The organism is Paenibacillus filicis, from assembly GCF_038070315.1.
Classification (GTDB): domain Bacteria; phylum Bacillota; class Bacilli; order Paenibacillales; family NBRC-103111; genus Paenibacillus_G; species Paenibacillus_G filicis.
In genome coordinates this window covers 56,706-75,367 of record NZ_JBBPCC010000031.1, presented here as the reverse complement: position 1 = coordinate 75,367, position 18,662 = coordinate 56,706, and the positions used below count along the sequence as shown (strand labels likewise).

At 54.2% G+C, this 18,662-nt stretch carries 12 protein-coding genes, 3 tRNA genes, 3 pseudogenes and 2 other annotated features; of the genes and pseudogenes, 9 read left to right on the top strand and 9 right to left on the bottom strand.

Going from position 1 to position 18,662, the window contains the following annotated elements:
- Positions 1-176: 176 nt before the first annotated feature.
- Positions 177-377 (top strand): annotated as a pseudogene (locus WMW72_RS32080) (site-specific integrase); the annotation flags it as partial.
- A gap of 1 nt (position 378) precedes the next feature.
- On the opposite strand, the pseudogene WMW72_RS35730 reads toward WMW72_RS32080, so the two are convergent.
- From WMW72_RS35730 to WMW72_RS32070, 3 genes and pseudogenes are all read right to left on the bottom strand, one after another.
- Positions 379-539 (bottom strand): annotated as a pseudogene (locus WMW72_RS35730) (IS4 family transposase); the annotation flags it as partial.
- A 73-nt stretch (positions 540-612) separates the two neighbouring features.
- On the bottom strand, positions 613-1,260 hold the full coding sequence (locus tag WMW72_RS32075; protein WP_341419673.1) for an FMN-dependent NADH-azoreductase: 648 nt from the start codon (positions 1,258-1,260) through the stop codon (positions 613-615).
- Positions 1,261-1,353: 93 nt separating this feature from the next.
- Positions 1,354-1,815 (bottom strand): carboxymuconolactone decarboxylase family protein, encoded by a 462-nt coding sequence (locus WMW72_RS32070; RefSeq protein WP_341419672.1) that lies wholly within the window; start codon positions 1,813-1,815, stop codon positions 1,354-1,356.
- Positions 1,816-2,003: 188 nt separating this feature from the next.
- Between WMW72_RS32070 and WMW72_RS32065 the strand changes: the two are divergent.
- From WMW72_RS32065 to WMW72_RS32040, 6 genes and pseudogenes are all read left to right on the top strand, one after another.
- Positions 2,004-2,215, top strand: a pseudogene (locus WMW72_RS32065) (helix-turn-helix transcriptional regulator); the annotation flags it as partial.
- A gap of 204 nt (positions 2,216-2,419) precedes the next feature.
- Positions 2,420-4,105 carry a helix-turn-helix domain-containing protein gene (locus WMW72_RS32060; protein WP_341419671.1) on the top strand — a complete coding sequence of 562 codons (1,686 nt, stop codon included), beginning with the start codon at positions 2,420-2,422 and terminating at the stop codon, positions 4,103-4,105.
- Between the two features lie 96 nt (positions 4,106-4,201).
- Complete coding sequence (locus WMW72_RS32055) at positions 4,202-5,146, top strand: ABC transporter substrate-binding protein (RefSeq protein ID WP_341419670.1); 945 nt, start codon at positions 4,202-4,204, stop codon at positions 5,144-5,146.
- 3 nt (positions 5,147-5,149) lie between these two features.
- Positions 5,150-6,157, top strand: coding sequence for a FecCD family ABC transporter permease (locus WMW72_RS32050; RefSeq protein WP_341419669.1), 1,008 nt, complete (start codon positions 5,150-5,152; stop codon positions 6,155-6,157).
- On the top strand, positions 6,150-7,181 hold the full coding sequence (locus WMW72_RS32045; protein WP_341419668.1) for a FecCD family ABC transporter permease: 1,032 nt from the start codon (positions 6,150-6,152) through the stop codon (positions 7,179-7,181). The genes WMW72_RS32050 and WMW72_RS32045 overlap by 8 nt, the downstream gene beginning before the upstream one ends.
- Before the next feature lie 45 nt (positions 7,182-7,226).
- Positions 7,227-8,831, top strand: a complete 1,605-nt coding sequence (locus WMW72_RS32040) for an alpha/beta hydrolase (protein ID WP_341419667.1) — start codon at positions 7,227-7,229, stop codon at positions 8,829-8,831.
- A 348-nt stretch (positions 8,832-9,179) separates the two neighbouring features.
- On the opposite strand, the gene WMW72_RS32035 is transcribed toward WMW72_RS32040, so the two are convergent.
- From WMW72_RS32035 to WMW72_RS32010, 6 genes are all read right to left on the bottom strand, one after another.
- Positions 9,180-10,184, bottom strand: coding sequence for a DUF1835 domain-containing protein (locus tag WMW72_RS32035; RefSeq protein WP_341419666.1), 1,005 nt, complete (start codon positions 10,182-10,184; stop codon positions 9,180-9,182).
- A gap of 411 nt (positions 10,185-10,595) precedes the next feature.
- Positions 10,596-11,105, bottom strand: a complete 510-nt coding sequence (lepB, locus tag WMW72_RS32030; protein WP_341419665.1) for a signal peptidase I — start codon at positions 11,103-11,105, stop codon at positions 10,596-10,598.
- Positions 11,106-11,194: 89 nt separating this feature from the next.
- Positions 11,195-11,884, bottom strand: coding sequence for a DUF6273 domain-containing protein (locus WMW72_RS32025; protein WP_341419664.1), 690 nt, complete (start codon positions 11,882-11,884; stop codon positions 11,195-11,197).
- Between the two features lie 282 nt (positions 11,885-12,166).
- Positions 12,167-12,239: transfer RNA gene (locus WMW72_RS32020), tRNA-Phe, on the bottom strand.
- A 17-nt stretch (positions 12,240-12,256) separates the two neighbouring features.
- Positions 12,257-12,329: transfer RNA gene (locus WMW72_RS32015), tRNA-Phe, on the bottom strand.
- A gap of 17 nt (positions 12,330-12,346) precedes the next feature.
- Positions 12,347-12,422, bottom strand: a tRNA-Phe gene (locus tag WMW72_RS32010).
- 51 nt (positions 12,423-12,473) lie between these two features.
- Positions 12,474-12,711 (bottom strand) — a binding site (T-box leader).
- A 310-nt stretch (positions 12,712-13,021) separates the two neighbouring features.
- Positions 13,022-13,283, top strand: a binding site (T-box leader).
- A 58-nt stretch (positions 13,284-13,341) separates the two neighbouring features.
- On the opposite strand from WMW72_RS32010, the gene ileS reads away from it, so the two are divergent.
- Entirely contained in the window at positions 13,342-16,422 is a 3,081-nt protein-coding gene (gene ileS / locus WMW72_RS32005; RefSeq protein ID WP_341419663.1) for an isoleucine--tRNA ligase, read from the top strand.
- Positions 16,423-16,703: 281 nt separating this feature from the next.
- Entirely contained in the window at positions 16,704-18,446 is a 1,743-nt protein-coding gene (locus WMW72_RS32000) for a stalk domain-containing protein (RefSeq protein ID WP_341419662.1), read from the top strand.
- The last annotated feature ends 216 nt before the right edge of the window (positions 18,447-18,662 follow it).

The window sequence follows — 18,662 nt, the reverse complement described above, 5'->3', positions numbered from 1 at the left end:
TAAGAACCTACACTGCCTTATTTAGGAGCAAAGAGAGCCCATACCCTTATAAATTGGAAAATTAATTTACTTCCAAATACGGTTATGGGCTTGTTTACTTTTCATAAGCACTACACTACATTAGACTGAAAAATAAAAATATATTGAGGATACAAGCTTTCGTTGGGAGTTTTGTTGTGAGAGTACAAGAAGGAATTCTTAATGATAATACAAAGAGATATTTGCTGTTGGACGAGGTAGGTGTTCCAGTTGTTCCTATGATGAAGTATCTAAAATACCTGGATCAGACAGGTAAAAGCAACAACACACTGAAGACTTATTGCTATGCATTAAAACAGTATTTCACTTATCTTGAAGAGCGGAAGATAGATGATAAACTCAATTTTCGCAGCATGAAATCGGCAAACAAGCCCTGATGTAACTGGGCAGACTGGCAACCCAGTGCTGGAGTTGACGCTGAATCAGAGCCGACAGCCTTTTCCTGCCTTAGTGGCGATTTCGTTGACGAGATCGAGCAATTGTTGCAAGGCGACCGTCCAAGCCACTGCGAAAAAGAGCAAGGGAAGCCATTTGCACAGCTTCCCTTCTCTAGTAGATCCACGTCATTTGCTGTTAGAAGTTTTCCGCTACTTGACGCGCTTCTCGGAGCGCCTTTTCCTTGAACTCCTCCGCTCGATCAGCGAACTCTTGCATCCCTTCAACAAAGATGCCTTGAAAATCCGTTAAACCTAAAAAGTTCAGAATGGCTTTTATGTGACGGTGCCCCATTTCATCATCTGCGTAGGCCCCCCCTGAGCCAGGCGACAAGATACTTCCAGATGCTTGAATATGAACTGCTTTTTTACCGCTAAGCGCAACGGTTCTAGTGCCGTCAGAATTATATTTAACCGTCATTCCTGGAAGGACGATTGCGTCAAGAAAATTCTTCATAACTGACGGATAGGAAAAATTCCAGATCGGCGAGACCAAAATATATTTGTCTGCAGCTACGACTTGTTCAATGACTTGGAGAATACGTCCGAATTTACTTTGCTCCGCAGGCGTTAATTGATCGAAAGACACCCCTTGTCTAAGCTTATCCCGTGCATCCAATATGTCACCATCGTGTTGAGGGAGATCCATCTTAAACAAATCGAGATGCACGATCTCGTCTTGCGGATTGGTGGAACGGTAAACTTGTAAAAATTCTTTTCCTACTGTCATGGAATAGGAACGCTCATCATCACGCGGGTGAGCTGTAATATAAAGTACGGTTGCCATAAAAGGAAAAACCTCCGTTTTCATTGTGCGGCGACTGCCGATTTATTTTTTGGCCAAAACGTCTGCGACTTGACGAGTAGAGACGTTAATGCATTATTTGTCTGCAGAAAATGCAGCGATCTGTCTTGTAGCGACGTTAAATCGATTCCAGAGGTTCGCTGTAGAGAACCCTGCGATAAGGGTAGCCAGTGCAGCCACATCGTAGTGACGGGCCGCCTCATTAAAGATCTCGTCCGGCACGGGAACTTCCCGGTCATTGATTCGGGTGACCGATTCACAAAGTGCAAGGGCAGCATGCTCGGCGTCATTGAAGCATTTCGTATCACGCCATGCCGACACCGCCAGTATACGCTCTATAGATTCGCCTGCCGCCAAGGCATTCCGCGAATGAAGTTCGACGCATGCGCTGTCCCCATTAATTTGGCTTGTCCGAAAATACGTAAGGAAGAGCATGCCCTTCGGAATACCTGTTTTCTCTGCGGATGCAAACAGAGCTTTGGACAGGTCTTGTAAAGCTTGGGATACATCGGGTACAACCTTAACAGGACTATCCATTCTTGATTTAATGTGTACCACTCCTTTAATTTTTTATTAGAACCGCTTGTTCGGCTCTACATGATATTGACGAATCGACCCTCCCGAAGTGTGACAACCAACATTGCATTTGACCTCTCTTTTCTCTTAAAAAAAGCCTGATATAATAACTCTGGTATAAAAAAATCTCTCGGAAAAGGGTGCAGTGCATGAACAAAACGGATCGTTTGTTAGCCATAGTGCTTGAGCTGCAGCGTAACGAAGCGTTACGAGCCGAGGATTTAGCCGCTACATTTGAAACAAGCGTGAGAACCATCTACGGGATATTCAGGCTTTGAGTGAAGCTGGCGTATCTGTGATAGGAGTGCCAGGGCAGGGATACTCTTTAATGGAGGGGTACTTCCTTCAGCTACGGTCATTTTGAGATCAGTCGGGAGGACTTTTTGACAATTGCCAGTGCGATGCTAAGATGAGCAGATAGAAAGTTCTTAAAACTTGCCGTTATAGTCAGCGCGGAGAACCTTACCATAAAAAACAACGACAGTCTAATACTTTATTTTCTACCGACATTAGCTCCTCTTTTTGATATAATGATAATCATTATCAATGAAAAGAGGGGATTCCGATGCCGGTTGAGCAACTAGCTGGAAGTGAGCACTTGTCTGCCGTCCGGCGCACCGTGAGCGGGATCGATCCGGGACGCCTTATCGTAAGGGTAACGGGGATCGATCTATTTACAGGCGTGGATGGGGATGAGCTGGAGCAGCAGCTAACGGTCTCCGCCGCCGTCATCATCCCTGTAAGCGGCAGCGGTCAATGGGTCGGAGCCACAGGCAGATACCGCATCCGTCCCGACCATGCCTATCTGTGTCCTCCTGGAGGCACACTGGGCCTTACGGCAGAGAAGGGCGGCGAATTGTCGGTGTATATGGTCAGGCTGGATTGCCTGCAGCTTCAAGACCCTTCACGTTACCCAGCCTTAATTACCGGCCCGGAATTTACCGGGCTTTTTGGACTTGAGGACGAGGCACGAATTCTGCCTCCGGGCCAGGCCGCAGCGCTATGCCGGGATATCCATGAAGGGCTGGAGAGTGCCGATGGTCTTGAACGGATGCGCGCTCAGCTGAAGGGCACGGAGCTGGTGTATCTGATTCTTGCAGCAGACCGGGAATGTGCGGGCGGCGGTACGGCTGAAGCGCTGCAGCGGTCCAAAGCCTATATCGACCATTGCTACAAGGAGGATATCTCCATCGATCTGCTGGCGTCGATGGCCGAGGTCAGTCCTAAATATTATGTCGAGCTTTTCAAAAAAACTTATGGCACTAGCGCGCTTGATTATTTGACGAAGGTCCGTCTGGACCGGGCCAAGCAGCTTATGCTGCAGACGGATTTGCGGCTTCGTGACATCGCCCATAGCATCGGATACGGGGATGAGTTCTATTTCAGCCGGAAATTCAAGAAAATAGTCGGCGAGTCGCCTTCCAGCTATATGAAGAAGAGGGCCCGGAAAATTGCGGCGTACGGCTCCGCCTCTGTGAGCGGATACTTGCTCGCGCTCGGTGTCATGCCGTATTCCGCTCCGCTTCATCCCAAGTGGTCGGGCTACTACTGCGATCGCTATGGCGCGGATATCCCCGTTCACCTGGATGCCTACCGCCATAACCATTACAAGGAAGCCAATCTGAAGAAGCTCGCCCATGCCAAGCCCGAGCTCATCATCGGACACTTTGATCTGGAGGAGTGGGAGAAGGAGCGGCTGTCGGAGATCGCACCTCTGTATCTGATGCCAAGGGATGGTCTCGGCTGGCGCTGGAAGCTGAGAGAACTGGCGGTCGTTCTTGGAGATCGCGAGGAGGCGGAGTGCTGGATCGATGACTTTGAGCAGAAGCTCAAGCAGCAGCGCGACCGAATCGGACAGCTGCGCGGGCAGCACCGGCTGGTGGTGCTCAAGCTGTTGAAAGATCAATTGTACGCCTGCAGCTGCTACAGCTACGGCGAGCTGCTATACCATGAGCTTGGCTTGCCCATGGCCTACCCGCAGGACTCGATGGAATTTAGTCATCCTTTATCCACGGAGGATCTGGACAACATAGATGCCGATCATATGCTGCTGATGATCCGCAAGGAATCGGAGACGCTGGATTACTGGAAGAAGCTGCGCAGCTCGGAGGCATGGATATCCCTGCGTGCCGTGCGCGATAACAAGATTCGCCTGATCGCCTCTGAGCCCTGGCGGGAATATTCACCGATTGCTCTGGCTCGGATGCTGGAAGAGACGGAAGAGCTGCTTTCCGGAAATGATCCATCTTGAATCCGGTATTTGTCCATGGAGAAAAGGAGAAACTATACCTATAATTGAAATTGATAATCATTATCAATTATATAGTCAGAGAGAGGCAAGATATCAATGTTAACCAGATGGATTAAAGTTTGTGGAGCTATGCTGATTCTGTCGCTGGTATTGTCCGCATGCGGTACCTCATCACCGGAGCCGAGCGAGAAGTCTGCCGGCAAGCGCGTGATCACGTTCCTGGGCGAGTCGGTCGAGCTGCCTGCCAAGGTGGAGAGAATCGTGATTACAGGCGCGGTAGAAGCCATGGAGGACTCGATTTTGCTGGATGTCCAGCCTGTGGGAGCCATTAGCTTCTCTGGCGAATTTCCACCGCTGTTCAAACCCATCACCCAAAAAGCCGTCTCTGTGGGCGATAAGATGAAACCCAATTTCGAAGCGATTCTGGCACTGAAGCCGGATGTGATTCTGGGATCCACCAAGTTCCCTGAGGAAGTGATCGAGAAGCTCAAGACCATCGCACCCACGATTCTGTATTCCCACGTCTCGACGAACTGGGAAGCCAATCTGCGGTTGCTTGGCGAACTGAGCGGCAAGGAAGCCCGGGCGGAGGAAATCATCTCCGGATACAAAGCTGAGCTCAAGAAGGCCGGCGGCGAGCTTGGAGAAAAGCTCAAGGATAAGAAGGTTGCCGTCGTTCGTGTCCGCAGCGGCAAAATGTTCATCTACCCGAAGGATGTTTATTTCAACCCGGTTCTGTACGCCGAGCTTGGCCTGAAGGCCCCTGCGGAAATTTTGGCAGCGAAGGCGCAGGAAGAGCTGTCTGTCGAGAAATTTGCGGAGATGAATCCCGAGTATGTATTCCTTCAGTTTCTAGAAGATGAGAATAAGGACACACCCAATGTGCTCAAGGAATTGCAGAACAATCCCATTATGAAAAATACGAAGGCTTTCAAGGAAAACAAAGCTATCGTCAACATCGTCGATCCGCTGGCCCAGGGTGGAACGGCATATAGCAAAACTGAATTTCTGAAAGCTGCAATTGCAGAGCTGTCCAAATAAAAGATGCGCTACTCACGCTACCTGCCCGGCGTTATCCTCTGGATAACGCCGGCAGCGGCCGTGCTCGCCATTCTCCTCTCCGTATCTTTCGGGGCAAAGAGCATACCGCTGGAGAGGATATGGGATGCGGTGTTTCACTTTGATCCCGGTAATGTGGACCATCAGATTATCCGGACCTCCCGCTTGCCGAGAGTGCTGGGCTCTTTGCTGATCGGGGCGTTTCTGGCGGTATCCGGGGCTATCATGCAAGGGATGACCCGAAACTATCTGGCGTCGCCATCCATCATGGGCGTGTCGGACGGCTCGGTTTTTTTGGTGACGATGTACATGGTCTTCGGGCCTGCTACGGGCTCTGTCAGTCTGATCGTGGTGTCTATGGTCGGCTCCGCGCTTGGAGCGGCGATGGTATTCGGCATCGCAAGGCTCGTACCCGGCGGCTATTCCCCGGTGAAGCTGGCTATTCTCGGTACCATTCTCGGGACATTTCTGAGCGGAGTATCCGCCGCTACCGCCAGTTATTTTCAGATCTCGCAAGGGATCAGCTTCTGGTATAACGCCAGGCTCAGTTCCATGGATCCGGAGCTTATCAAGCTGTCCATCCCATTTGCCGTCCTTGGTCTCGGATTAGCCCTTGGCTTGTCCAAGTCCATTACCGTGCTGTCGCTGGGTCAAGAGGTGTCGGCAGGTCTGGGCCAACGCACGGTGCTGGTCAAGGCGCTGGCCATTCTGTCCGTCACCCTGCTCACTGGAACAGCCGTGGCGCTGGCCGGCAAAATCGCCTTCATCGGGCTGATTATTCCTCATATTGCACGCTTACTGAGCGGCGTGGATTACCGGAGAATCATTCCGCTGTCCGCTGTGCTCGGAGCCTTGTTCCTGGCTTATTGCGACATCCTGTCCCGTTTTCTTAATTATCCGTTTGAAACGCCGATCGGGGTGGTGACGGCGCTCTTTGGCGTACCCTTCTTTCTATATCTGATTAAGAAGAAGGGGGGCGGCGGTCATGCGTAGCCGGAGAGAAGGCTCGGCTGCCCGTACCTGGGGCGTGTCAGCGGTGATTGCAGGGGTGGTGTTTGTGGGCATCTATCTTAGCTTGACTAACGGCATGTTCGACCTCTCGGTAGCGGATATTGTCAGAACGCTTCTGCGCCTCGACAAGGTACGAGAACATGACTTGGTGGTGCTGCAGTTCCGTCTGCCCCGCATTGTGCTGGCCGTCCTGGTCGGATTCGCGCTCGGCATGGCCGGGGCCGTTATCCAGGGTGTGACGCGCAACGGGCTGGCCGATCCGGGCATCCTGGGCATCAATGCCGGAGCAGGGATGGCGGTCGTGCTCTTCATGCTTGTGGTGCAAGGCACGATCAAGCTCACCGGCTGGACCGGCGTCATGATGAGGCCGTTGTTCGGCTTGATTGGCGGTCTGCTGGCTACCCTGCTGATCTATTTCTTTGCCCGGGAGCGTGGGAGGCTGGATCCCCAGCGGCTTATTCTCGTCGGTATCGCGATTGCGACGGGATTTGGCGCAATCACGATGTATATGTCATTGAAAATGAATGCCAGCGACTTTGAGATGGCGGTGGTCTGGCTATCGGGGAGCATCTACGGTGCCAACTGGAAATTCGTTGTGACGATGCTGCCCTGGCTGATTGTCATTCCTCCCTTGCTCTGGCACAGAGCCCGGACCTTGGATGTGCTGCAGCTGGGGGAGGGAACGGCAAGCGGGCTCGGGCTCGCGGTTGAACGGGAGAAGAAGATCCTGCTTGCGTGCAGTATCGGTCTGGTCAGTGCAAGCGTGGCGGTATCCGGCAGCATCGGATTTGTCGGTCTGATCGCGCCGCATATGGCCCGCAGGCTCATTGGTCTTCGCCATCGTCATATTTTGCCGGTGAGCGGTCTGATCGGCTCGGCCATGGTCGTACTTGGCGACTGGATCGGCAAGACGGTATTTGCTCCGGCTGAGCTGGCGGCTGGTATCGTCATCTCCATCATCGGCGTGCCGTATTTCGTCTATTTGCTGCTGCGTGCGAGACGCTAGCACCGGCAGCAGCTGTAGTAACTGTATAACTTAGGAGGGCTGCACATGATCGATATAGAGTCCTTTGCCGTGAGGGGACGCGAGCTGCACATCATTCTTCCCCCTTCCTACCAGGATAGCAAGGAGAAGCGTTATCCTGTCGTGTATGTGCAGGATGCGGGTGAGCTTGTGCGGCATACTTATAGCCAATTGCTGCATTTGGCTGCCAAGGGGACTATCGAAGAAACCATCTATGTGGGGGTTACGACCCCTTGCCGCAACGATGAATATACGCCATGGCCGGAGTCTGCGCTGCTGGAAGGCAAGCCGCCTTTTGGCGGCGGAGGCAGAGCCTACGTCGATGAACTGGCCGACCTGTGCAAGCCGGCTGTGGATGCCCGGTACCGGACTCGGCCGGAGCCGGAGCATACGGCTGCGATCGGCGGTTCCTTTGGCGGCCTCATCTCATTATTTGCCGGACTGTGGCGTCCGGATGTATTCGGTAAGCTGGGATTACTATCGGCGTCCTTCTGGTATGAGGGGGTTGCCGACTACCTGAATAAGCAGGGCCCGCCTTTGGCACAAAGCCGCATGTATATGTCTGTCGGGGAGTGTGAGGGAATCAACAGGCAAAATATCCAGCGGCGTATGGTGGAAGCTACACTCGCCATCAAGCGGAACTGGCTGGAGCAGGGACTGCCGGAGGGACGGCTGAGGTTTCGTCTGGATGCCGGGGGCACGCATGATGCCTATTATATGGCAGGCAACTTTATTCAGGCGATGCAATGGCTGTTTCCGGTGCAATCGGCAGAGGAAAGGGCACGGGCGGAGCATGCGGGACCTGCTCCTGCTGCAAGGCCGGAGAATCTGGGCGAAGAGGAGAGATGGATCGGCGGTTATGAAATTCCGCGGACAAGGCAGTACGCGTTGAGATCGGCAAGAAGCGGCAGCGAATACCGGATTTTCGTGTCGATTCCGCCGGAGCCGCCGCCAGAGAGCGGCTATCCGGTGCTGTATATGCTGGATGCCAATGCGAGCTTCGGCTCGGTGGCAGAGGCTATGCGCCTGATGGGCCGCAAGCCGCACGGCATACAGACGCATGTCGTTATCGGCATCGGCTACGATGCCGAAGGCCCGATGGTGGTGAAGGAGCGATTCCGCGACTACACGGATGAAGCCAGTCCGGAGGAGCTGCCGCAGCGTCCCGACGGCTCTGCTTGGCCGCAGACGGGGGGAGCGGCAGACTTCACAGCCTTTATCACGGAGGAGCTGAAGCCTTGCATGGAGGCGCTGCTGCCGCTGGACCGCAGTCGCCAGTCTTTGTTCGGCCATTCGCTGGGCGGGTATTTCGCGCTCCGCATGCTGCTGCAGCATCCCGGGCTATTCCAAACCTGCATAGCCGCCAGCCCGTCCATCTGGTGGAAAAATCATATCCTGTATGACTGGCTGCCCGCCTTTACGAAGCAGCTTGAGAACAGTGACATCCATTCCTCGCTGCTGATTGGCGTAGAGGCGGACAGCAGCAAGATGACGGTCGACGCGGAGGAGCTTCACCGACGGCTGCTCCCTTACGAGGGAGAGCGGCTGAGGCTTAAGCTTTGTAAATATGAGGGGGAGGGGCATGTATCCATGCTCTATCCCTTCATGAGTGAGATGCTTCGATTCTTATAATAAGAGCGGCACGGCAGCTATAGAGCTCTGTGCCGCTTTTCAGTATATGTCGGGCTGTCCTGCAAGTGGCTCGGTCAAAGCGTGGAACAGAAACTTGTTTTCTCGGCTGACCCATCCACGTCTATAGCTCCTATTTGCTGGGTGGTCGCTCGCTGACGAATAGCAGATTCTTGACGAATTCCGCTGTCGGTTTAACCAAAATTTGTGCGAAAATTGTTCCACATGGAACGTTTTGTCGAGTTCCACGCTTTTGCACGACGATGGTTTCCCTGTATCGACCTGTCGTGGCGCCAAGTGTATGAACATGAACAATCGATTAGGTTCCCGACTCTTTAAGCTTCGATGCCTTCAACCCTTACCGGCATCCTCGATCCGTTGAAGAGCGGCGTTCCAACGCCAGCGGGGAGCGTGGCCGGTCAGATGTACGCCGCCATACCATTCATCGATCCCTTGGAGAGAAGCCCAGTCAGCGGTCCCTTCCATAACTGCCCGCCCCAGTTCGGTGATGATGACCTCGCAGCCTTGCAGGGTCAGAGGTGACCCCTGGTAGGCGGGAAGTACCTGTATGCCTTGAAGCTGGAGAAGTGGGCATGGCCCCTCGGACATTTTCTTTAGCACATGCCAATATTGCAGATCCCCCATCCCGAGCCGGTGAAGCTTGTCTCCCACTTGCTTGAACAATTCAAGTGGAGAGCGGATGCCCGCATGAACCAGCTCCAGCGTCGTCTGCTCGACGAGGCCCACCCCATTGTGCGTGGAGGGAAAGCGGGCCAAGTGACTCTGGTACGCGGAATGAGCAAAGGGCAGGGCAGAGGTATCTCCCGCTATCACCTGCTGCAGCAGCGACGGGTCGGGTGAGGTATAGGCCTGCCAGAGAGCGCTGCCCAGCTCCAGCTCCCGGACGCCTACCGGTGCCCAGGTGCCCGATAAGGTTGCCATCTGCTCCCGGGAGAGCTGTCCCAAGCCCCGAAACAGCTCAATACCCGGAAATTCCCCGATGCTTAGCAGACTCAGCTTCGTTTTCTTCAAGGATTGCCGGGAGAACCAGTAAAGCAGGTAGCAGAGCATGGTCTGATCGAATATATCATGCTCGAACCAGAGAACGACTTCATCATAGCGATGGAAGTCAGCCAACGTTCGCTCCTGCGCTTCGCTGATTCGGAGGTACTCCAGACGTGGCACCCCTATCGTGCGCTCTAGATAATCTGCACGCATGGCACGGTGCTCGGGGACGGCGGGTTCCGTACATACGGGGCCGTGTGAGTAGATCTCCCTCCATACGAGAATATCCCCTTGCACGACGCCCTTCCGTAGAGTTTTTTCCACAGAATCCCCATTCACGATATGCAGCATCCGTCTGCCTCCTTCATTCGCATAGGTCAAATAATTGTAACGCTACCCTCATGTTGAACCTCAACGTGGCGATGGATTCATGAAGCTGGGGATGCCACTCGCGGTTTTCGATCAGTACCGATAAGCTAACCGGAGACTCGAGGACTGAGCGTTCTCATAAGGTAAAGCGCGGTGTCGCATCCTGTAATCCACCCCTTTCTCCTCAGTCTATAGAAGTGCTTGTGGAGTTCACAGAGGTTACGAGACTATAGAGAGAGGAATCGAAAAAATGCCCTTGACTCGTAGAACCAGGGCGTATTCATTGAAGGGGGACTAATTTTAGTTGGAACTTGCCGAGAATGGCTTAGAATTGACCCAGAGCGACCTTCTCGAGCGTAACGACTCATCCCGGAAGGAGGGGCTCAAATCGTGTTAGTGCGGGGGAGAGCTAGATTCGCGAGGGTTGATTCGGATAACCTTCCCGAGGACGTGGCCGATATCAACAGCTCCGAACGTTCGGCTATCGAGGCTGTTGAGGCGGTTGTCCCCTAGGACGAAAATGGTATCCTCAGGTACGATTTGCTCGGGATAATCGAATGGGGCCCCAGCGTTAAGCCGGAGGGAATCCGCAAGTTGCGACTGGAGGTACGGTTCTTCCCGGGCGACACCATCGATATAGAGCCGATGCTCCTGGATACGAATCTTTTCTCCAGGGAATCCGATCACTCTCTTGATAAATATGCGATCATCCGAGAGCTTGAACACGAGGATGTCACCACGCTGAAACGGATGCGTTGAGTAATAATCAGGATCAACGGTTAACCGATCCTCGGAAGCTATTGTGGGCAACATCGCAGGGCCTTGGGCCACGTAGTGCTTGTAGCTGAATTCGTCCGCCAATCCGGGGAAGGTCAGCATGAGAACGAGTATAAGTATGCTCATAGTCGAGAGGTCTCCTTCAAACAAAATAAGCAAGAGAACAGCATGCCAGGCTTGAGCTTCTTGAAGGCCCCCCTAACCCAGTTTCTTTTCTAGAGGTTAAGGACTATAGCGGGGCGCACGCCGTCACGGGCTAGACTCACACTCGCATAGCTGCGAATGCTGCAGCTTGGTCCGACAAAAAACGCGCGTGAAGGCTTGTTTCCCTGTGTTCGCAGCCACCACCAGGAACAGCCCGCTTCTTCGCCGTTTCGGAGGACATAGTTATCCTTGTTCGTTTTATCATAGACATATAAGCTGCAGCCATCAGGCTTTTTCGCTTTGGCGAAGTCTGTTCCGACGGCTCGCCGCCAATCCTTGCCGGGTATATCCGATAACTTCTTGATCTCCGTTGCGCTAAGTAAAAAAACCTTGTCCTCCGTATCCGGAGTGCCCTCTCCATTGTCCGTGCAAGGAGTCGTCTTTATCCATTTCTTTTCGGCGGCCTGAAAAGCCGAGTTATAGAATTCATCGTTCAGCCACTTGCGCAAATTACAGTCACGCCATGTAATGTCCACGCAATCACGCCAAGTCATATCCGCGCCCTCACCGTGATACCGTCTACAGTCCAAAATATACTCGCTTAACATCGACAGCTCGCTGCCCGAATTTTGCAGGACCCGCCACTTGATCGGCGTTCTATCCGTACCGTCCGCCGTCTGAGGATAGGTACCGAAAGTTATAATTTCGCCGGGCATTATGCTGCGAAGCAGAAGTGGGAAAGTAAGATGATCATGTTCCAATACATTCTCCTCCTTACTTTTCTTATCGTCTTCGATCATACAACATGCATGCAAGATTTCGGTTTATATACTATGCTTCCTTGCATAGGTGGGCAGAAACGATGAGATATAAATCATTACCATAAATCTGATCTCTCATAACGTCGTCGTATTGGCGGATGTAGATGTGTCAAGAGGGTTACGTGAAGAGAAGCTGCTGTTGGAGCTGTGCCTTGTGAGGATTCACGGATAGATGCAGAAGCCTGGGTAAGAAGGCATTTTTGCCTTGAAAGTTTGAAAGAATGGCTCGGGACGGGATCGAACCGCCGACACTAGGATTTTCAGTCCTATGCTCTACCAACTGAGCTACCAAGCCTTGAAAGTTGAAAGTGATGGCTCGGGACGGGATCGAACTGCCGACACTAGGATTTTCAGTCCTATGCTCTACCGACTGAGCTACCGAGCCTTGAACGTTGAAAGTGATGGTGGCTCGGGACGGGATCGAACCGCCGACACTAGGATTTTCAGTCCTATGCTCTACCAACTGAGCTACCAAGCCTTGAACGTAATCTCTTATAAAAAAACATGGAAAAACAAAAAGGCCCTCATCCAAAGGGACGAGAAGCCGCGGTACCACCCTAAATTAGAACTTTCCTTTTACAAACAGAAATGTTCTCACTTGAAAAAATAACGGATAAACCGGTACACCTCTACTTACCCAAAAGGGGTTCAAGGGACAGCTCCGGAGCGAACTTCAATCAACTCTTACCCTTAGAAACGCTCTCAGTCTTCGGCGTTTCCTCCCTGAAAGGAGGCATTGATTTACTTTTCTCCATCTAAGCTTTTGTATGGATATGTAATTTTCATTATTGTATGTTACAGCCGACGATAAGTCAATAATTGGAACAAAATTATTTATCGATTAAACAAAGGGTCCTTGTTGTGAACTCGCCTGCTGCTAGGAATCCCTAGGATACTATGATGCCCATCCCGTTTATCGAGAGTATGGTTCAAGCTGTGAAGAACAAATAGGACATAGAATCCTAACCGGTTCAGCTTGTATCATCTTGACGAGTGCACGCGGCTTCGATACATCTGTAGTTGGCCCTTGACTCTTCCTCCATTTAGGTGTAAAACTAACGTATCAGAATCATCTGTATAAATTCATTGACGAGAACGAGTACGCTAAATCCCTTGTCCCCCAGAGAGTTGGCCCTGTGCTGAAAGCCAACGTTCAAGACTTAGCCGAACATCCTCTCCGAGAAGGAAAGCTGAAGCAATCCAAGTAAGCTGACCCGGGACCCCGCCGTTACAAGGGGCGCGTATGATGGTACGCAGTACGAGTGTCGCAACAATCCCGCAAGAATGGGGATGCATGCGGAACAAGGGTGGTAGCGCGAGAGTCAATCTCGTCCCTTACGGGACGGGATTTTTTTGTTTTTTCAGCCCATAATGTGAAGAGAAGGGATGATCCAGAAATGAGAAAAGTGGATGTAAAGGAGCCGGCAAGAGCCCGCGAGCTCCGGGTGCTGGGGCAGTGGAGGGAGCAAGAGACGTTCCGTCAATCGATGGACAGCCGCAAGGATCGTCCGAATTTCGTCTTCTACGAAGGACCGCCGACAGCCAATGGCAAGCCTCACATCGGCCATGTACTAGGCCGCGTGATCAAGGATTTTATCGGGCGCTATAAGACGATGTCCGGCTACCGCGTCGTCCGCAAGGCCGGTTGGGACACGCATGGCCTCCCGGTGGAGCTGGGCGTGGAGAAGCAGCTCGGCATCTCCGGCAAGCAGGAGATTGAGAACTACGGTGTGGCGGAGTTCGTCAAGCAGTGCCGCAGCAGCGTGTTTGAATACGAGAAGCAATGGCGGGAGTTGTCCGAGGCTATCGGTTATTGGACAGATATGGAGAATCCATACGTCACCCTGACCAACGACTACATCGAGAGCGTGTGGCATATCCTGTCCACCATTCACGGGAAAGGGCTGCTGTACAAAGGCCATCGCGTCAGCCCTTACTGTCCGGACTGTCAGACGACGCTCAGCTCGCATGAGGTAGCTCAGGGCTACGAGGATGTGAAGGACCTCAGTGCCACAGTGAAATTCCGCAGCAAGGCGGGCGGAGAAGTGTTCCTGGCCTGGACGACGACGCCTTGGACGCTGCCGGCCAACGTGGCGCTGGCGGTGAACCGGGACCTGGACTATGCCAAGGTCGAGCACCAGGGACAGGTATACATCGTGGCGCTGAACCTCGTGGAGCAGGTGATGAAGCAGGACTATACGATCCTGTCTACGCATAAGGGAGCCGAATTTGTCGGCGTATCTTATGAGCCTCCTTTCGGCTATGTCAGCTTGAAGCACGGTCATGTCGTCGTAGATGCCGACTATGTGAGCGATACGAGCGGTACGGGGATTGTCCATATCGCTCCGGCTCACGGGGAGGACGACTACAAGACGGCTCGGAGCCACGAGATCGACTTCATCAATGTGGTTGATCTGAGCGGTCGCTATACGGCGGAGATCACAGATTTTGCCGGACGGTTCGTCAAGGACTGCGATGTGGATATCGTGAAGGAACTGTCCGCGCGGGGGCTGCTGTTCGCCAAGGAGCGCTATGAGCACAGCTATCCGTTCTGCTGGCGGTGCAAATCCCCACTCCTGTACTATGCAACGGAGAGCTGGTTTATCCGGACGACGGCGGTTAAGGACCAGCTGATCGAGAATAACAGCCGGGTGGACTGGTATCCCGGCTACTTGAAGGAAGGCCGGTTCGGCAAGTTCCTGGAGGAGCTGGTCGACTGGAATATCAGCCGCAACCGGTACTGGGGGACGCCGCTCAATGTTTGGGTGTGTCAGGACTGCGATGGCGAGCATGCCCCGGGCAGCTACCGTGATCTGCAGGAGCGGGCGCTCCAGCCGATCGGCGACGATCTGGAGCTGCACAAGCCGTATGTCGACGAGGTTAAGCTGCGCTGCTCTTGCGGCGGCGTGATGGAGCGGACGCCGGAGGTGATCGACGTCTGGTTCGACAGCGGCTCGATGCCGTTCGCCCAGTACCATCACCCGTTCGGCGATGAGCAGCAGTTCCGTCAGCAGTACCCCGCCGATATGATCTGCGAAGGCATCGACCAGACCCGCGGCTGGTTCTTCAGCCTGCTGGCCGTCTCGACGCTGTACAACGGGCAGATGCCGTACAAGGCGGTTCTCTCCACCGGGCATATTCTGGATGAAGCCGGGCAGAAGATGTCCAAGAGCAAGGGCAATGTCATCGACCCTTGGGACATCATCGGGGAATTCGGCAGCGACGCTTTCCGCTGGGCGATGCTGTCCGGCAGTGCGCCGTGGAACAGCAAGCGGTTCGCCAAGTCGATGGTAGCGGAAGCGAAGTCCAAGGTAGTCGATACGCTGCACAATACCCATGCGTTTTACGCGCTGTATGCGGCCATCGACGGTTATCGGCCCGAGGAACATCCAGCCCGTGTGTCGGAGAACGAGCTGGACCGCTGGATCTTATCGCGGTTGAATAGCACGCTGAGGCTGGTCCGGAAGGGACTGGAGGCCAATGATTTCCTGAACCCTGCCAAGCAGCTCGAGCTGTTCATTGACGAGCTGAGCAACTGGTATATCCGCCGTTCCCGTGACCGGTTCTGGGGCAGCGGGCTGACGACAGATAAAGTGTCCGCCTACCAGACGCTGCGGGATGTGCTGATGACGGTAGCCGGGATCGTCGCTCCGTATCTGCCGTTTATCGCCGAAGATCTGTGGGGGAATCTCGGAGGAAAGGGCAGCGTGCACCTGACGGATTATCCGGACGTGCGGGAGGAACGGATCGACGAGCAGCTCGAGGCCGATATGGGCCAGGCGCGGCAGATCGTTGAGCTGGCCCGCACAATCCGGGCTGAGTCTGGCGTCAAGACGCGGCAGCCGCTATCCGAGCTTATCGTGGCACTGGACGGGGAGTTCGATCTGAGCCGGTTCGCAGAGATTATCCGCGAGGAAATCAATGTGAAGGCGCTGCGTGCGGAGAGCGGAAGCGGAGGGTTCGTCGACTATAGCCTCAAGCTGAATCTGAAGACAGCGGGCAAAAAATACGGCAAGCTGGTCGCCCCGGTGCAAGCTCTTCTGCGCGGACTGGGAGCCGATGAGGCTCGGCAGGCGGTCGAGAAAGGCGGGCTGCGCCTTGATGTAGAAGGCCAGACGCTGGAGCTTCCGCTTGAGGAGCTGCTGGTAGAGAAGCAGGCCAAGACCGGCTTTGCCTCCGCCTCGACAGGCGGAGTCACCGTGACGCTCAACACGGCCATTACGCCGGAGCTGGAGCAGGAGGGCTGGGTACGAGAGGTCATCCGCATCGTGCAAGACTACCGCAAGCAGTTGGAGCTGCCGATCGAGCGGCGCATTCGGCTTGTGCTGGATGTGAATCCTGAGCTCGAAGAGGCACTGGTCCGCTTCGACAGCGTGCTGCAGGAGCATGTGCTGCTGGAGAATGTCCGGTATGGACAGGAAGAAGGGATGGACGCCTTCCCGATGGGGGACCGTCAGGTCCGGCTGCGGGTCGAATAAGACTGTCTGCCGATTGTTGGCGGGGACGCTGCGCAGACCGTATGCTGCAGGTTTCGGTGGATTAGGGGCTGGAGGTCTCAGTCTCCGTATCGGGCAACCTCCTGCTCCGCTGGGCCTAATCCCCGCAGCTAAGGAGAGCCGGTCCGTATGGAGAGGCTGACCAGCCTGCCTGCTCGTATAGACGTGAATATTCGGACGCAAGAAGGGAAATGGCAGCTTTTGTTGAATGATAGGGGTATCCGCTGCTGGATGAAAAACCCATAACAACAGGAGGTTACCCCGTGATTCAAGCTAGGTTCTATGTACTTATGGGGACACTGTGCATCATGCTGCTGCTGGCGGTGGCTGAGGGCAGCACGGTGTCCGCTGCGGCAGGCGACTGCCAATCCGAGATTATGCAAGCAAGAAAGCCCCGCCCCAGTGGGGCGATGAATCAAGACGGCACGTATACGGCCTTCGATTATGCCGGGAAGCCTGATCCCAGCAGCACGATCTTCGCCTGCGTGAACGATCAGTTCCTCTCGACCGATGTTCCCGTGCAGGTGGAGAACGGTGTCTCGCTTATTCCGATGAGAGCGCTGCTGGAGGCGCTTGGTGCAGAGCTTGACTGGGACGGCGACAGCCGCACGGTCAAGGTCAACCTGCACGGGACTTCGGTCGTCCTGCAGGTCGACCGCACTGAAGCCCTGGTGAACGGGCACAGTGTGAAGCTGGATGTGCCAGCCCGCATGAAGGACGGACGCGTTCTGATCCCAACTCGTTTTATCTCCGAGCAGCTTGGCAGCGCTGTGAGCTGGCAGCCGGAGCGCAAGGCCATTCTGATCTACAAGCCGCTTCAAGCGGAGGTCAGCGCGCAGGCGGTTGCAGCCGCGACACTGAATACCGATGATTATCGATACGGCAATTATTTTTCTACGGCCAAGAGGTTCTTGCTGAACAGGAAGAATCAGGTGGTGCTGGTCGAGGACGAAGGCAGCGAGCTTCGCGTGCAGGAGTTTACGCCGGCATTCGACAAGACGGGGGAGAGAACGGTCCTGATGGAGCTTCCTTTGCTGGGAGGCGTTCATCTGGGGGAGGATGGCCATTATTATGTCCTCTATGGTCAGTCCAATATGGAAGAATCGGCCGAGAAGAAGGTTTATACGATTGTCCAGTACGATGAAGCCTGGAAGAAAATCGGTCAAACCGACATCCGCGATGTCTACGTGTCCCAGCCGTTCCACGCAGGTAATGTGACGATGGACAGCCACAACGGGACCTTGGCCGTTTATTCTACGCGGCTGCGTTATCTGACGCCCGATGACGGGCTGCGCCATCAGTCCAATATCACCTTCCTGGTCGATATGAAAAGCATGCGCTTGCTCTATGACGGCGGACAGTGGCCGCGGAATTACGTCAGTCACTCATTTGCGACATACGTCCGCTTCGATGGCGATAAGATTGTGTATGCCGACCATGGGGACGGCTATCCGCGTTCGATCTCGCTTCAAGTGGAGCAGCAGGACGAGATCGTCTCCAAGCTGGATATTCTCCGGTTCCCCGGAAAGATCGGCGACAACTACACCGGAGCGCATCTAGGTGGTCTGGAGGTGGCCAAGGACGCCTATCTGGTGGCTGGCTCCAGCGTATCCCTAACGGAGCAGTACGGGAATTCCGAGACGAAAAATGTCTATTTGGGGGTTATTCCCAAGGGAGCCACAGATGATTCTCAGGTTAAGGTCGTCTGGATGACCGATCATGCGGTCGAATCCGGGGTTAACATCAAGGAGACGCATCTGATCAAGTTAAGCGACAACAAATTCGTCCTGCTATGGGAGGAGTCCGGGGACAACGGAGGTCTCTTCTACACGGTCGTGGACGGCTCCGGCCGACAGCTTCGCGGACCCTCTTCACTGCACGGCGTGCCGTCGCCAGGCCATATCGATCCGCTGGTTAGCGGCGATCACATCCTCTGGTATGCTCACGATAGAAGCAGCTCCGAGGAACAGGGGCCGGCGATTCTGTATAAGCTGCATATTCAATAAATGAACAAATCAGGGCGCCCCGGTGATCGTTATAACGATCACCGGGGCGCCCTGACGTCTGGATGGCGGCGGGAGACAGCAGGGCGTTCTTGGGTTGAGAGAGCAGCCCGAGGCAGCTACGGTTTAGCTCCGGTCACTGCTGTCTTCTCTCTTGACCCCTGGGGCAACACGCAGGGTAGCTTAGCTGCCCAGACTCTCGAAGAGTGAACCTGGCGG